The organism is Mesorhizobium sp. C089B, assembly GCF_030323125.1.
Taxonomy (GTDB): domain Bacteria; phylum Pseudomonadota; class Alphaproteobacteria; order Rhizobiales; family Rhizobiaceae; genus Mesorhizobium.
Genome location: NZ_CP100469.1, coordinates 1,058,054 through 1,072,306 on the forward strand (window position 1 = coordinate 1,058,054; position 14,253 = coordinate 1,072,306).

15 protein-coding genes and 2 pseudogenes are annotated in these 14,253 nt (G+C 59.5%); 4 read left to right on the plus strand and 13 right to left on the minus strand.

Features of this window, described 5'->3' with window-relative positions; genetic code table 11:
* Positions 1-4 precede the first annotated feature (4 nt).
* From NLY44_RS05400 to NLY44_RS05410, 3 genes and pseudogenes are all read right to left on the minus strand, one after another.
* Complete coding sequence (locus NLY44_RS05400; RefSeq protein WP_156936058.1) at positions 5-175, minus strand: hypothetical protein; 171 nt, start codon at positions 173-175, stop codon at positions 5-7.
* A 260-nt stretch (positions 176-435) separates the two neighbouring features.
* Positions 436-753, minus strand: a complete 318-nt coding sequence (locus tag NLY44_RS05405; protein ID WP_023690487.1) for a YMGG-like glycine zipper-containing protein — start codon at positions 751-753, stop codon at positions 436-438.
* Between the two features lie 184 nt (positions 754-937).
* A pseudogene (locus NLY44_RS05410) lies at positions 938-1,263 on the minus strand (type II toxin-antitoxin system HicB family antitoxin); the annotation flags it as partial.
* A 114-nt stretch (positions 1,264-1,377) separates the two neighbouring features.
* Here NLY44_RS05410 and NLY44_RS05415 point away from each other — a divergent pair.
* Together NLY44_RS05415 and NLY44_RS05420 are read left to right on the plus strand one after the other, a co-directional pair.
* Positions 1,378-2,982, plus strand: a complete 1,605-nt coding sequence (locus NLY44_RS05415; RefSeq protein ID WP_023804798.1) for a recombinase family protein — start codon at positions 1,378-1,380, stop codon at positions 2,980-2,982.
* Positions 2,976-3,818: a plasmid partitioning protein RepB C-terminal domain-containing protein gene (locus NLY44_RS05420; RefSeq protein WP_023731574.1), complete on the plus strand. Its 843-nt coding sequence runs from the start codon at positions 2,976-2,978 to the stop codon at positions 3,816-3,818. The genes NLY44_RS05415 and NLY44_RS05420 overlap by 7 nt, the downstream gene beginning before the upstream one ends.
* A 202-nt stretch (positions 3,819-4,020) precedes the next feature.
* On the opposite strand, the gene NLY44_RS05425 is transcribed toward NLY44_RS05420, so the two are convergent.
* The 6 genes and pseudogenes from NLY44_RS05425 to NLY44_RS05450 all read right to left on the minus strand — a co-directional run bounded on the left by NLY44_RS05425 (position 4,021) and on the right by NLY44_RS05450 (position 8,709).
* Positions 4,021-4,713: an SOS response-associated peptidase gene (locus NLY44_RS05425; protein ID WP_286456780.1), complete on the minus strand. Its 693-nt coding sequence runs from the start codon at positions 4,711-4,713 to the stop codon at positions 4,021-4,023.
* A gap of 166 nt (positions 4,714-4,879) precedes the next feature.
* Positions 4,880-6,076: an IS256 family transposase gene (locus NLY44_RS05430; RefSeq protein WP_286456782.1), complete on the minus strand. Its 1,197-nt coding sequence runs from the start codon at positions 6,074-6,076 to the stop codon at positions 4,880-4,882.
* A gap of 462 nt (positions 6,077-6,538) precedes the next feature.
* On the minus strand, positions 6,539-7,336 hold the full coding sequence (locus tag NLY44_RS05435; RefSeq protein WP_156936044.1) for an alpha/beta fold hydrolase: 798 nt from the start codon (positions 7,334-7,336) through the stop codon (positions 6,539-6,541).
* A gap of 143 nt (positions 7,337-7,479) precedes the next feature.
* Positions 7,480-7,653, minus strand: a pseudogene (locus tag NLY44_RS05440) (IS110 family transposase); the annotation flags it as partial.
* 262 nt (positions 7,654-7,915) lie between these two features.
* Entirely contained in the window at positions 7,916-8,161 is a 246-nt protein-coding gene (locus tag NLY44_RS05445; RefSeq protein WP_023804518.1) for a hypothetical protein, read from the minus strand.
* Between the two features lie 275 nt (positions 8,162-8,436).
* Complete coding sequence (locus NLY44_RS05450) at positions 8,437-8,709, minus strand: helix-turn-helix domain-containing protein (RefSeq protein ID WP_348524314.1); 273 nt, start codon at positions 8,707-8,709, stop codon at positions 8,437-8,439.
* A 133-nt stretch (positions 8,710-8,842) separates the two neighbouring features.
* Between NLY44_RS05450 and NLY44_RS05455 the strand changes: the two genes are divergently transcribed.
* Complete coding sequence (locus NLY44_RS05455; RefSeq protein ID WP_286456783.1) at positions 8,843-9,352, plus strand: helix-turn-helix domain-containing protein; 510 nt, start codon at positions 8,843-8,845, stop codon at positions 9,350-9,352.
* 14 nt (positions 9,353-9,366) lie between these two features.
* Here NLY44_RS05455 and NLY44_RS05460 read toward each other — a convergent pair whose 3' ends face one another.
* The 4 genes from NLY44_RS05460 to NLY44_RS05475 all read right to left on the minus strand — a co-directional run bounded on the left by NLY44_RS05460 (position 9,367) and on the right by NLY44_RS05475 (position 13,017).
* Positions 9,367-10,620, minus strand: a complete 1,254-nt coding sequence (locus NLY44_RS05460) for a CapA family protein (RefSeq protein WP_023690244.1) — start codon at positions 10,618-10,620, stop codon at positions 9,367-9,369.
* Positions 10,621-10,693: 73 nt separating this feature from the next.
* On the minus strand, positions 10,694-11,542 hold the full coding sequence (locus NLY44_RS05465; protein ID WP_023690243.1) for a transporter substrate-binding domain-containing protein: 849 nt from the start codon (positions 11,540-11,542) through the stop codon (positions 10,694-10,696).
* Positions 11,543-11,592: 50 nt separating this feature from the next.
* A complete protein-coding gene (locus NLY44_RS05470; protein WP_023690242.1) occupies positions 11,593-12,345 on the minus strand; it encodes an ABC transporter permease in 753 nt (250 codons plus the stop codon).
* A 12-nt stretch (positions 12,346-12,357) separates the two neighbouring features.
* Positions 12,358-13,017 carry an ABC transporter permease gene (locus NLY44_RS05475; protein WP_023683618.1) on the minus strand — a complete coding sequence of 220 codons (660 nt, stop codon included), beginning with the start codon at positions 13,015-13,017 and terminating at the stop codon, positions 12,358-12,360.
* Positions 13,018-13,286: 269 nt separating this feature from the next.
* Here NLY44_RS05475 and NLY44_RS05480 point away from each other — a divergent pair, with 269 nt between their 5' ends.
* Positions 13,287-14,225 carry a LysR family transcriptional regulator gene (locus tag NLY44_RS05480; RefSeq protein WP_023690241.1) on the plus strand — a complete coding sequence of 313 codons (939 nt, stop codon included), beginning with the start codon at positions 13,287-13,289 and terminating at the stop codon, positions 14,223-14,225.
* Positions 14,226-14,253 lie beyond the last annotated feature (28 nt).

The following is a 14,253-nucleotide window of genomic DNA, read 5'->3' on the forward strand; positions in this document are numbered from 1 at the left end:
GCACTCAGTTGCCAGCCACCATGACATGAAAAAGGCCTCCGAAGGAGGCCTTTGGATGGTGTGAGCGAGAATCTCCACCAAACAAATTATCCCACATTTTATGCATGCAGCGCAAGCCATTCGGCTTGGCCAAGGCGCGCTTGGCGACCTTGATGTTTGGCACCGTGACCGTCACCCCCGCTCTTCAGCCGCAGCCGATGGTCGCTGTCGGCACTTTCAGCTGCGGCAATGCGATGTCATTGTTGGCGCCATGAAACCAGCGCTTCACGTCGCTTCCGCGAAATGGGATCCTTGCAAGCACCAAGCGCAAGCTCATCAGCCAGAGGGTGTAATGGACTGAGCGGGCGTTCTCATATTGTGAAACGCCGAACGGATCCCGGGTCCCTGGAAGAGCGGCAGCAAACGTCAGAGAGCCGCACTTCCAGGGAGGCTGGATCAATAGTCGTTGTTGTAATAGCGATCATCGCAAGGCGCCGTGTAGATCCGGCCGCGGCGGTCCTGGTAACGGCAAAGCTGTTCGCCGCGGCGCTGCGGCGTGGTCGACTGGCCGATGACGGCGCCGAGCAAGGCGCCGCCGGCGGCACCCACGACCGTGCTTTCGGTGTTGCCGCCCAGTGCCTGGCCGGCGAGGGCGCCGACACCGCCGCCAATGAGTGCGCCTGTGGTTGCCCTCTGCTGCTGTTCGGTCTGGGTCGCGCAGCCTGCAAGTGCTGCAGTCATGAGCACGGCGGCAATGGTTTGTCTGATGATCATCTTGGAACTCCTTTGGAGCCCCAAACGCGGATCGGGGCGAATGGTTGCCAGTTGCTGGCGCATTGCGGCCAAACGGCGGCACGCCCGCTCACGAAATGAGACGTGGTTTCTCGGGCCTTGAAGACAATGGTTGCCAAAGCGGAAACGGCTTTCGCGAACAGGTCGGTAACGCCTCGGTTTGAATCGCATATCGATCTATCTGGTCGAGGACATCTTCGGGAATGGTGACGTTGACGCGCACCACCTTTGTGGTTCGGCTTTGAGCGCTACCAGGACGGCGACCCGGCTGAGATTGTCATTGTTCGACATGACATCTTCCAGGGATGATGGCTCGGGAATGGCTTCGCCATCCTCGACAAGGCCTTCGAGATGGAAGGCCAGGGCCTCTTCGGCCATGGCGCGGGCGTCGTCGAGGCTGGTGCCGGCGGTGACCACGCCCGGAAAATCGGGAAAGGATACGCCGAAGTCGCTGTCCGCTTGCTTGTGGATCAATCCGATATAGTGACGCACGGGTCGGTTCCCCCAAGGAGCGGCTTCGAGGCTCGATCAGACTATCGAGCCATTCGACACAAACTGTCGAGGTATTCCTAATGGGACCGTAGGAAGCTGCCTAGTAGGTTGGGCATGCCCCAGGCAGACATTGCCTGGGCAACGGTCAAGAGTGTGGGGAAAGTGCCAAAGTTAGATGGCGGGCACCAGACTGTGCCTAGAGTTCGCGCCGCGCAGTACGTGCGCATGTCGACGGAACACCAGACCTACTCGATCGACAACCAAGCGGATGCCATTCGCGACTATGCCGATATCATGGCTTACGACATTGTCGCCACTTACGAGGACCTCGGTCGCAGCGGTTTAAACCTTGGAGGGCGCCCCGGTCTTCAGAAGCTGTTGGCCGATGTCGAAAGTGGGCGAGCCGATTTTGAGACGGTTGTGGTCTATGATGTAAGCCGGTGGGGGCGTTTTCAGAACATTGATGAAAGCGCAGCCTACGAATACCGATGCCAGATGGCCGGCGTGCGTATCGAATTTTGCGCCGAGCAATTCGCAAACGACGGCAGCATCGGGTCAGACGTCCTCAAAGCAATCAAACGGAGCATGGCTGCCGAGCAGAGCAGAATGCTCTCGCAAAAAGTCTTCATCGGCCAGGCAAGGTTGATCCGGCTGGGCTTCCGGCAGGGCGGGAAGGCCGGCTTTGGCCTGCGGCGCCTGCTTGTCGATCAACACGGCCGCTCAAAATGCATCCTTTCATCCCACGAATACAAGAGCCAGCAGACGGATCGAATAGTTCTGGTGCTCGGCCCGCCTGACGAGATTGCGACAGTGAAGTGGATCTTCAGTCACTTTGTCAGAACACGCAAGACAGAGCTGGAGATGGCAAGACTGCTCAACAAACGCGGCGTGCTCAGCGATTTGGGGCGACCATGGACGCGGGAATCCGTGCACTCGGTGCTGACCAACGAAAATTACATTGGCAACAGCGTCTGGAACAAGCATTCGGCCCGGCTGAGAAGCCATCAAGTCCGCAATCCCCCGGAACAGTGGGTGCGGGTGGAAAACGTCCTGGAGCCGATCGTCGACCGCAAACTGTTCGATCGGGCGCAGATCGTGCTCAAGACCATCTATCGCCACATGACCAACAACGAGATGCTGGCCGCTCTTAGGGCACTACTGGCTCGCCGTGGCGCCTTGTCGTTGGCCCTGATCGACGCGGATCCCGGATGCCCGCCGGCCCAACGCTACCAGTGGCGTTTTGGAACCATTGTCAAAGCCTATGAACTGATCGGATACGAGCCATCCAAAAACTACCGCTTCATCGGCGTGAACCGGCACCTGGAATCAATGAGGCTGCAGATTATCCGGGATCTTGTGGGCGCGATTGATAGGCAGGGCGGGGTTGCTGCCCATGACATGGCGATGGACCTCCTGCGGATAAACGAGGAGATCACGATGGCGATTACAATGGCCCGATGCAGGGTTTCCGGCTTCGGCTATCCACGCTGGTTTTCGAAGGCCGATAAACGGCCACTACCCGACATTTTCGTCCTGATCCGTATGAATCCGGGCGACCTGACCATTCGGGACTATTTGATTGCGCCTGCCCACGAGATCGCGGGTAAATCGGAACTGCATGCCATCAATGGGATACCGCTGGACAGCTATATTTTTCCCACGCTCGACCCGATTATCAGGTTAGCAGAGCGAGAGCCTGTCGGAGGCGTGGCTTGGTAGTCAAGCGCTTAGCCAAGGACGCCGCCTACCGTGCGTTGGAAAACGGTGGCGACAGACATGCGAGCAATATTGTTGCTGGCGCATTAGGGTCCAAGAAGAGGCTTCGTTCACACGAATTTTTGGCGACCTACGATACGGAATGCAAACGCATGCGCGATTTCGTCACGCAAGCGGCAAAGTCTGAACAGAGCCTAGACCGGATAGTAGCGGCGCTCCACCTGATGATGCGCGACAAGCAATTCTGCGCCACGCTGGTGTCCGAGGGCTTCAGGACAATGCCAAGCCTACTGGCACATAGGTTGCGTGGCGCGACCCGCGAGCCGCAAATGTTCTGCTCTCCCGGAAAACCCGCTTCCGAGACAGGCGAGAACCGGAAAGCCGTTAACGGAATTTGCCCTGATGTCCTCGACCTGCTTCGGGACGCGCCGGTAAAAACAAAAATCTTCGGGTTGCTCCAGAAGGTGCTGCCAGCCAGGCAATTGGAGATTGCCCGGCTGATGGTGGCGATGGACCGGGTCAGGATCACCTACGCGAGACTACTCGTCGCTCTGACACCGCAAGCCCTGCTGGTCGAGGGTTTTAATCTCTCAACGATCACCACACAAGCGGAAGACCAGCGCGGCGCGATGGTGCTCGATGTCGGCGCGGTAAGCCTTGCGGTTCTCAGCGCCGCGGAACGTCATGGCCAGGTGGGCCTGGAGCTTGTCGCAGCCAACCGCTTTTTCGACCGGTTGATGGATAATTCCAGAGTGGTGCGGTATCTCGCCCGGACCTTTCCGGGGCATTTTGAAGAGTTTCACAGCTTCTCGATGCCATGCCTCGAACAGGGGCGCTAGATGGTCGGACGTCAACTCCTATAGAAACCGATCGCCGTCGCCGGGATGCAAACAACAGAACCAATGTGACTTCTGTCCAGGCCTCGAAAAGCCAAACCCGCCGAGCTTGCCGCAGCCAGAATGCTCGCAAAGCGATTTTCGATCGGCTCTCGGCCGCGCGGAATCGCTGTCATCCCTTCGGCAAGCCGGCTCGGTTCGTCGCTCATAACGGGTTGATCGGCCCGACCAGGCCGGGATGGTCGTTGGGCAACTTGTTGACGGCGCTCGTGTTCACCTCACGTCCAACGCGGTTGAACTGCAGCTGACCGTCGATGTCGTGGCTGAGAACGTCCTTGAGGCTGTCCTTGGGCGTCGCCGGGTCCAGCCAGGCGTCATAGTAGGCCGGGTCGAGAATGAGAGGCTGCCGATCATGCAACTGCTTCATCGGTTCTCCGGCAGGCTCGGTGATGATGGTGCAGCTGGTTATGTCGAGATTGGAATTGTAAGCCCAAAGCCCGGCGAACGAGAAAGGCGCGTGGCCTGGCTGGTAGATGTGCCAAGGGTCTTTCTTGCCGTCGGCTGGCGATATCGTCCACTCGTAGAAGCCATCGGCAGGGATCAGGCAGCGCTTGGACTTGTAGGCGTCGCGGAAGGCGGGCGCTGTATCGATGCCCTCAATCCTCGCATTGAACATAGCCGCCTTGGGCATTTCCTTTGCCCAGAAAGGGACCAGCCACCAGCGCCCTTCACGGAGCCTGTGATTGCCATCCTCACCGGCAGTGACGAATGGGACATCCTGAGTCGGCGCGATGTTGTACCGGGGCTCGTCGTTGCGGCCCGTCTCCGCCGGCGCAGTCAGGCGGTAGAGCCGGTGGATTTCCGACCACGACAGATATTTGGTGTAACGTCCGCACATCGCTCTGCCTCAGTTGCGCAGGAGTTCAGGCACGCTGAGCGGGCCAAGGTCGGAATTCTCCTATACTCGTCGCTGCGGCGCCAGACGCCGCGTATCTTGGCGGCGGTGACCGATGATTGCGGTTGTGTGCGTCAAGTTCTGCAAAATGGGGCAGCCATGATGCTGGTCATGCGGCTTGGCGCAGAGCGAGCTTCTTGTGCTCGCGCAGGTCGTCCATATTGATGTATCGGTTGGCCTCCATCCAGTTTTCATTGGTCTCGACGGCCAACGCCCTGACCAGGCGCAGGCAGCTTTCGGTATTGGGGAAGATGCGCACGACATAGGTGCGACGGCGGATTTCCTCGTTGAGCCGCTCCAGCATGTTGGTGGACTTGAGGTGCTTGTGATGCTGACGCGGCAGCCGGAAGAAGGTCAGGGTTTGTTCGATGGCATCCTCGGCCCAGCCTGTCAGGCGCGGATAGCGTGCCGACCATTTGGCAAGCCATGCGGCAAGATCAGCCCTGGCCTCTGCGAGATCGCGCCGGTCGTAGAGCCAGCGCAATTCCTGCAGGCAGTCGTCGCCGTGCTTCCTCGGCAGATGATCCAGCGCGTTCCTGAGGAAGTGCACGTAGCAGCGTTGCCAGGCGGCTTCGGGGATCACCTCGCCGATCGCTGCCACCAGGCCGGCGTGATCGTCGGACACAACCAACTCGACGCCCTTGAGGCCGCGCGCCTTGAGGCCGACGAGGAAGTCCCTCCAGGCCGAGCGGCTCTCGCGATTGGCCATCTCCACGGCCAGGATCTGGCGCCTTCCGTCCCAGTCGATACCGACCGCGATCAGCACCGCCTGGCTCATGACAACACCGGCTTCACGCACCTTCTCGTAGCGCGCATCGAGGATGAGGTAAGGAAACGGCTCTTGAAGGGGGCGCCTGGCAAAGGCAGCGAGGCTCTCGTCCAGCCGCTTGTTGATGGCCGAGATCGACGAGGCCGAGAAAGCATGGCCGCACAGTTCTTCCGTGATCGCCTTCACCTTGCGGGTCGACACGCCCTGCACATACATCTCCGCCAGTGTCGCCACCAAGGCCCGCTCGGAACGCTGGTAGCGCTCGAACAGCTCGGTGGAGAAGCGCCCGGCCCGGTCCTGCGGAACCCGCAGCTCGAGCTTGCCGACCCGCGTCACAAGGGTACGGCCGTAATAGCCCGAGCGATAGCCAAGCCGTTCGGGCGTGCGCTCGCTCTTCGAGGCACCCAGCGCCTCGTCCATCTCGGCCTCAAGCACCTCCTGCATCACCGCACGGAGCACTTCGTGCAATCCATCCGGGTTCGAAAGCAAAATGTCTTTGACGGCAGCGCTGGCGGTCTTAACTTCAGTCTTGGTCATGGTGGCGTTCCTTCGCGGGAATCAGGTGACGTTGAACATCACCAGCCTGCCATGACCGCCCTCTCTCAGCGAATTTGCAGAACTCTCAGCACACTACCGAGTCTTGTCCGGGTTCATGACGAATGCCTCGCACATTTCAGTTGCGGGCGATCGGCGCTTCGGCGCGCCGGTCACCAGCTATTGCACCAGGTATCGGTCATACTTTTGGATTGGTTCGACGCCTGATTGCGAAACGCAATGTGCGGGTGTCGGCGCTGGAGCCGGGCCACACCCCGCGCGCAGATGTCTGGCCTTTAGAATTCGGTTTCGCGACGTGACGTCAGCGCAGCGGGTGTCGAGGCGCCCGCTGCGCTTTCAGTTCTGCAATGCCAGGTCGCGCTATGATCGCGACGATCTGCCTGACGCCTCGGCAGGTTCCTGTTGGCCGGGAGGAAGCGCCCTACCTGCCCCCGCTGCCAGATGTCATTTGGCGGCTTCGACCGCTTCCAGAATGACCGCGGCTACTTCTTTTGGGTGCGACAGCATCGGGACATGGCTGGACGCAATGGTTTTGACATGGGCGTTCATGGTCTTCGCGCTGTCTGCAAGCAGCTTGGGATCGATCATCTGGTCATTCTTGGTGACCACTGCCCAGCTCGGTTTCGACTTCCAAGCCGCCGTCGTCACCTTCTCGTCGAAGTTCCCACCGCGCACTGGGCCTTGTGTGACCGCGATCAGATTGGACTCCGCCTTCGGAACATCCGGAGCGAAGTATTTGGCGATATCGTCGTGCGACAGCGTCAGAAAGCCCCCGGCATCAACCTGCGGGTGCGCCAATCCGGGCGGGGTCGGGTAATTTTTGTTGAGATCGGACGTCGACTGCCCATCGCCAGGAGAGAAAGCGGCGACATAGACCAACGCCTTGACGTGGTCGTCATTGCCGGCCTGGGTAATAACGGTCCCTGCCCAGGAATGGCCGACCAGAATGACAGGGCCTTTTTGCTGCGCGATGGCGCGCTGCGTGGCGGCCACGTCGTCGGCAAGCGAGGTCAGCGGATTTTGAACCGCGACAACGTTCAGGCCCTTTGCCTGAAGCAGTGGAATGACTTTGTCCCAAGACGAGCCGTCGGCGAATGCGCCATGGACAAGAACGACTGTTGTCGGGGCAGTCTGCGCCAGCCCCGGTGTCGAACCGCCGGCGGCAGCCAGGAGCGTGGCTGCTGCAAACATCCCGATGCCTGCTCGCCGAATGCCAAGCTTTGAGATGGCAATCCTTATCATGACCTCTCTCCTTTTCATTTGCTTATGATGCCCAGACAGATGCCCGTTCAAAGAACGAAGTGCCATTGCACGTTGGTATAGCCTATACTTTTGGATTGGGCCTGACAGGCGCGCCTTGGACGTGCCAATGAGGATTGCCCCATCAGCGGCCCCGTCTCGAACACGATCCGCCGGGCATACGGTGCGCGCTTGCGGATCACCGCCGCGAGCAGTTGCGGGTCGGACGCGCACTTGCCCCGCCAAATCCTCTTGCCGCCCTGCCGGATCGATATTGCCGTCTCTTTCATGGATACGTCGAGACCGATATACTGTTCCATGGCTGTCCTCCGTTCGATGCCTGGGCCCGGTGTCGATCGTGAGCCCGTTCTTCATCCTATCGGGGGACAGCCAGCCGGCTAGAGGTTCGAACATCGCCGCCACATCGAAGGTGGCCACCGCTCCCGCGATTACGTCATGTTCGTTCTCCGGCCCCTTTTCAGTCGTTCAATGTCACCTGTGCGGATGGCCGCACCTAGTGCAAAAAGCAAGCGGACGTCGGCGATGAGATTTAGACGATCGCTCGAAGCTGCGCCTTGTTCGCTATTGCCGTTTCGCCAAGCGCACGCCAGCGCCACCGCCGTTTTCCGAAATGAACTCGATGCCCGCCCTTTCCAGGGCACCACGGATCGCATTCCGATTTGCTATTGTGATTGGAGGGACGCCATCCGCAGCTTCTGCGCGCCTAACTGTGGCTACTCCCACGCTCGCCGCATCGGCCAAATCTTCGGCACTCCAACGTATTAATCCTCGCGCTCCTCTGATCTGGGCGCCCATAATTTCTTTCATATCATCTAATTTCAAGTTGATCACTTATGGCTCATGTGATATGAAATCGCTCACATAGTTTTTCTGCTTCCAAAGTTTCATAGGAGCAGGGGCTTACATTTGGACTCGGCTGAGGGACGTGCGTCGGGGGGCATCCCAGCCTGACCACAACCAAGCTTCAGGAAACTCGGATCATGGCTGATTCCGACAATATCACGACTTTGCCTCTCGTCACCCGCCGGGGGGTAGTTGTGGCGGTTGCAGCTACGAGACCTGTCCTTCCGCCAACGGGACATTCAAACCTGAGGATCTAAGAGCCGAACACCTTCACCCTTTTGACCAGCGGACAAGAATTCGACACCTGCTTTTATCAGAGCCGCCTCAATGGCCTGCAAAGTGCTGATCCGGGAATCTACCGTGCCGTTTTCCAACCGGACCAACGCATTCAAAGACACAATTGACTTGTCGGCAAGCTCCTGCTGCGACCAACCAAGCAAAGCCCGTGCGGCTCGAATCTGTCGTGGACTGACCATAAGTCCACAATCGGCAGGCAGATTTTTCTTTGCCACCAATAGGGTAATTTTGAACCCTATAAGGTATTTTTAGTGGCGATTCGACCTGCAGATCACATCGGTGCGAAGAGCCCGGCGCGTAGCGACAGACTCTCTGTTCGGCTGACTAGTGGAGGATCGAAAGGCCTTGTTGAAACAGCAACGCTCCGTCCTCCTTCGGACGGGGCCGAAGCCAAATATCGACAGAGACCCTCATCTCGCCGATCAGCATGTCGGCAGGCAGATTGCGACCGTTCGCGTCCAGTCTGACGTATCGCAAGCCCAGCTTGCCCGATCGATAGGCATCAGCTTCCAGCAGCTCCAGAAATATGAGAACGCGCGGAATCGCGTGAGCGCTTCGATGCTCTACGAGATCGCCAGCTCGCTCGGCGTTCCTGTCAGCCGCTTCTTCGAAGGCCTGCCGGGAAACGATGAGACCCGCGTCGAGGCGCGGCCCCTCCCGGTCGATGAGCGCCTGGATTTCATTGCCAGCGCGGAGGGCCGGCGCCTGATCGAGGGGCTTGTCAAACTTCCGCCGCGTGTGCGCGGTCGCGTCTCGTCCCTAATCACAGCGTTAGGAGAAGAACTGGCCGTGATGGACACAAAGGCGGATAGCGAGACAGCCGGCGAATCCGCGCCGGCTGAATTAAAGACGCCCTGAGGGCAGGCGGCTTGTCAGCCGAATTTTCGTGCAGCGGGCACGGCGATGCGGCCGCAAGCCGAGGACACTTCGATTTCGACCCCGAACGCCCGCGAGCGGGTCGCGAATCCCTCGAGGACCTCTCTCGCCGCGCTTCCCGTCACGGCGACGGGCACCAGTCTGCCTGTTGCCGATCCGAGAGACTGAGGGTCCGAACCGATCGCGACGGGCAAGAGATCTATGCCTGCGAGGTTTCCGCCCGCATCATAGCGGCACGCGGCGACGATGCTTTGCCAGACTTCCGGTGGGTTCCATTCGGTTTCGTCGGGGTGGACGTGGAATAGGAAGTTTCCGAGGCCGTAAAAGATCGGGGAGCCATTGTAGATTTCCACGGCCTGCAGCACCGGAGCGCCGTGGCTGACGAGCAGGTTCGCGCCGGCGTCGATGCACATCCGCGCAAAGGTCTGCACCCAGCGGGGCACGTCCTGCCAACCTGGTTCCCAATGATGGTGGTGCAGATAGGCAATGACGAAATAGCCTTGTGCCGCCGCGTGCCGGATGGCGGACAAATGGACACTCGCGCTCCACTGATCGACTTCGATCAGCCGGCCGAAATCGGCGGCTTGCGTGAACACGGTGCCGTAGAAATTGATCTCCTTGCCGGCCGCCACCTCCATCGGGTCCTCCGGTTGCGCATAGTTGGCCAATTCAAACGGGGAGCTTTGCAAATGAGCGCCCAGCCTTGCCAGTCGCCGGAAATGTCCGTCAGGCACCCCTATCTTGCGAACGGTGTTCAGGCGATTGACGCCGGGCCGAGCCGGCCGGAAGGCCGTTCGGTCTTCGGCATACATGTTGGTCGGGCCGGGGCCTGCATCCATCGCAAGAAGCGCGACCTCGCGCGCGCCCAGCCGGCGGCGACCCGGTTTCCTGGCGTCAGTCTCGTCGGCTCCGATGCCGGCATGCAGGAAACCGCGTGCTTCCACTTCCTCCAGGGTCGAGAGGATACCGCCGGCGCCGAGATCGAAGGCGTGGTTGTTTGCCAGAGCAAGCGCGTTGAAACCGATGGCCTGCAATGCGTCGAGCACTTCAGCCCTGGAATATCCGAAGTATTTGCCCTTGGTCGGCCACCCGCCGTGCTTGCCCAGGATCGTCGACTCGAAGTTGGTAAAGACGACGTCGCCTTGGCGCAGGAAATCCGTAACCGCGATGAAGCGTTCGTCTTTGAGGTCACGGATGTCGTGCTTGATCAGGGATTGGCCGGTAACGACCGCGCAGAACTGGTCTTTCATGGAGCTCGCCTTGAAGGAGGGGAGGGCGCTGGCGTTCCGGCCGGCACCTCGTCAATGTCGAAGTCGGTTGCCTCTATTGCGAGATGGCTGGCGAGATATCGCTTTTGAACCATTTCAGGCTCAGCGCCTTGATCGTTCCATCCTTCGTGGCCGCGTCGATGGCGGCGTTGAACTTGGCGAGCAACTCCGTATCGTCCTTGCGCAAGCCGGCGCCGACGCCCGGCCCCCAGAGCCCGCCATTAAGTTCAGGGCCGAAAAACACCACATCCGAACCGGAAGGCGTCTCCAGAAAATCGCGCCAGGTGAAATAGTCGGCGAGGCCGCCGTCGATGCGACCCGCGGCAAGATCGAGCTTCATGTTGTCCTGGCTGTCATAACTTCGAATGGTCACGACATCGCCCAGCATTTCCTTCACGACTGCTTCCGAATTCGACGAGCGCAGGGCCCCGATCGCCCTGCCGGCGAGTGTCGATCTGAGGCGTTCGATGGTCGCCTTTTCCTTGTCGCCGATGGTCGAAAGGTTGACCTTTTCCTTGGTGTCGCCGGCGACGAGACCCAGGTCCTTGCGCACCACGAACTGGTTGAAGCCGGTGGCGTAGGGGATCGAGAACGCGATCGACTGCTTGCGTTTTTCCGTGATCGCCATGCCAGACATGATCACGTCGAACTTGCCGACAAGCAGTGCCGGGATGATCCCGTCCCAATCCTGCGGGACAAAGGTACATTTGATCTCGATGCGACGACACAGCTCCTGTCCAACATCGATATCGTAACCGTAAAGTTGACCGTTCGCGTCGGTGCCGTCCCAGGGCGGCGAGGCGCCTTCAGCGGCAATCGATATGACGCGCTCGCTTTGCGCGCTCGCCGGGACTGCCGACATCAGGGATACGATAGAAACAGCAATAGCCAGGGGTATGCGCATGATGCACCTCTTCGTTGGTTGGATGGAAAGGGGAGCCCAGAACCTGGGCGTCAGGGCAGGGGGGGCGTCGTGATCTCTGGGTCAGGTAGGGCGGGGCGCAATCGCGCCTTTCGTCGGCGAACCGGATGGCCGTCGGTCGACAGCCATCGCTCCAGCAACTGGATCGCTTTCACCGCGATCGAGGTGAGCGATAGGTAGATCGCTCCGGCGACGATGAAGATTTCGTACGGCGCGAACGTGGTCGACACCATCTGTCTCGCCATGCCGGTGATCTCAAGCAGCGTCACGGTGCTCGCGAGCGACGAGCCCTTGATCATCCCGACGATCTCGTTGCCGTAGGCCGGGAGCGATATCCTGAAAGCGATCGGGAAGGTGACCAGGCGAGCGATCTGGAAGCGTTTCAAGCCGAGAGAAGTGGCCGCCTCGGTGACACCCTTAGGCACGGACTGGAGACCACGGCACAGGATCTCGGTGGTGTGTGCCGCGCTGTTCAGCGAAAATGTCAGAAGGGCACACCAGAAGGGGTCGCGCAGGATCACCCAGAAGATGCTTGTTCGCACCGCCTCGATCTGAGCGAGGCCGTAGTAGAGCAGAAAGAGCTGAACCAGCATCGGCGTTCCGCGGATCACATAGGTGTATGCGAGCACCGCGAGCGAGAAGCCGGGACGTCCGAACGCGCGGATGAAGGCCAGCGGCACGGAAAGAAGAAATCCGGCCGTCAGCGACAAGACCGTCAGGGTCAAAGTGAGACCAACGCCCGAAGGCAAGACAACCACTGCGTCAAATATCAAGCCGAGGTTCATGGGCCTTCCCTCCTACCGGCCGAGAGCCGGATAGCGCCGCTCAGTCAGCCGGATCGACAGCAACGTGACGGTGGTCAGCGAGAGATAGAGAGCGGAGGCCGCAAGGTAGAAAGTCAATGGTGCGCGCAAGGATCCGGCCCCCACATACGCAACGCGCATGATGTCGGTCAGGCCGACGATCGAGACCAGTGCGGTATCCTTGAAGAGCGAAATCCAGAGATTGCCATAGGCAGGCAGCGCCAGCCGCAGCATCTGCGGACCGATGACGAACATCCAGCGCTGCCAGGCGTTCAGCCCAAGCGACTTTGCCGCTTCGGTTTGGCCCGCTGGCACTGCCGCAATCGCGCCGCGAAACACTTCGGTCGCATAACCGCTGAAAATGACCGAGAGCGCGATAACCCCTGCGGTGAATGCGTTCACCTCGACATACCGGCCGGCGATCTTGCTGGCGAGCGTGGTTCCGCCGAAGTAGATGAGCAGGATAACGAGAAGTTCTGGTACACCACGGACGACTGTGGTGTAGGCGGCCACGACCGCGTTGAGGCGCGGCTTTGCCGTGCCCTTCGAAATCGCCAAAAACAGCCCGAATGCCGTACCCAGGCAGCCGCTGACAAGAGCCAGGCTTATGGTCACGGTAAGTGCGACAACAAACTGAGTAGTAAAACCACCCATGGGGCGCTTTCCTCGGCTCGCAATTGCCGCAGGATACGCCGGTCTTTATTGCCGAGACCAAGCCATATAACCCAAGGTTGCGAGTTGTTATATTTCTAATGTGCAGTTAATTTGAGATACTGGCCAATTCTAACGCTTGAAATTACACACTCAATCTATAACTTTTATTATTTTATCTATAACGCGTCGTTATATACTGAGGCAGTTCGTTGCTCCCCAGGTTGGCGTTGTCTGCCGCCGGGTGGTTATCAGGGAAAGGCGCGCAGGGAATGGAGTTGTTGCAGAGCGACCTCAAGCTCCGTCAGCTGAAGGTCTTCCGGGAAGTGTTGCGGGCCGGTTCGACTAGGCGGGCGGCGGTTGCGCTCGGGATAAGCCAGCCGGCCGTCAGTCAACATGTGAAGCAGCTTGAGACCACGCTCGGCATCACACTCTTCAAGAGATCAGCCAACCGCATCGTCCCCTTGCAGGAAGCCTGGGAACTCCTGCGAAACGTAGAACTGGCCCTGACGTCGCTGGATCGCCTGGACGCGTCGATCTTCGCTATGAAGAACGAGGAAAAGCAGCGGATTGCGATTGCCGCGCCCTCTGTTTTCGGTTTCGTGACCTTGCCCAAGGTCGTGGCGATTATCCGCTCACAGACCGCTTCGAATGTCCGGTCGATTTCTGGAAGCTACGAGCAGATCGGCGAACACATCCTGGCCGGCCGCGCCGATCTTGGAATTTCGAGACTGCCTCTGGATCCAGGCTTGTTTGAATGGGCGCCGCTTGGGTCGGCACGAAACGTATGCATTTTTCATCCCGACCACCGCTTTTCAAAACAGACCTGCATCGAGGCGCAAGACCTGGCAGGCGAAACGATCGTCGATATCGATCCCCAGTTTGCCGCCCACCAGATGAACTTCAATGCCTTGCGCTTCGCCGGCGTTGAGCCGGACATACTGGTGGAATTCGATTGCAACGGTCACGAAGCCGGATACGTTTCGGCTGGCCTGGGCATTTCGATCACAAACGAGATCATCGCACGTGAGTACGCGGCGTTTCAGTTGGGAGTAAGGCCAGTGGAACCGTCCGCGCTCTATCACTACGTGGCGATTTGGCAGAGGGGCAGGACCTTTTCCAACGCCTTGAATGTATCGCTCGAGGCGATAATCACAGCGTTTTCGAAGACGCCGACGAGAGAGCAACAGTTTCTCCAGACGTCGTCCTAGCCGGCCATGGTTTATTTCGGTTGGGACG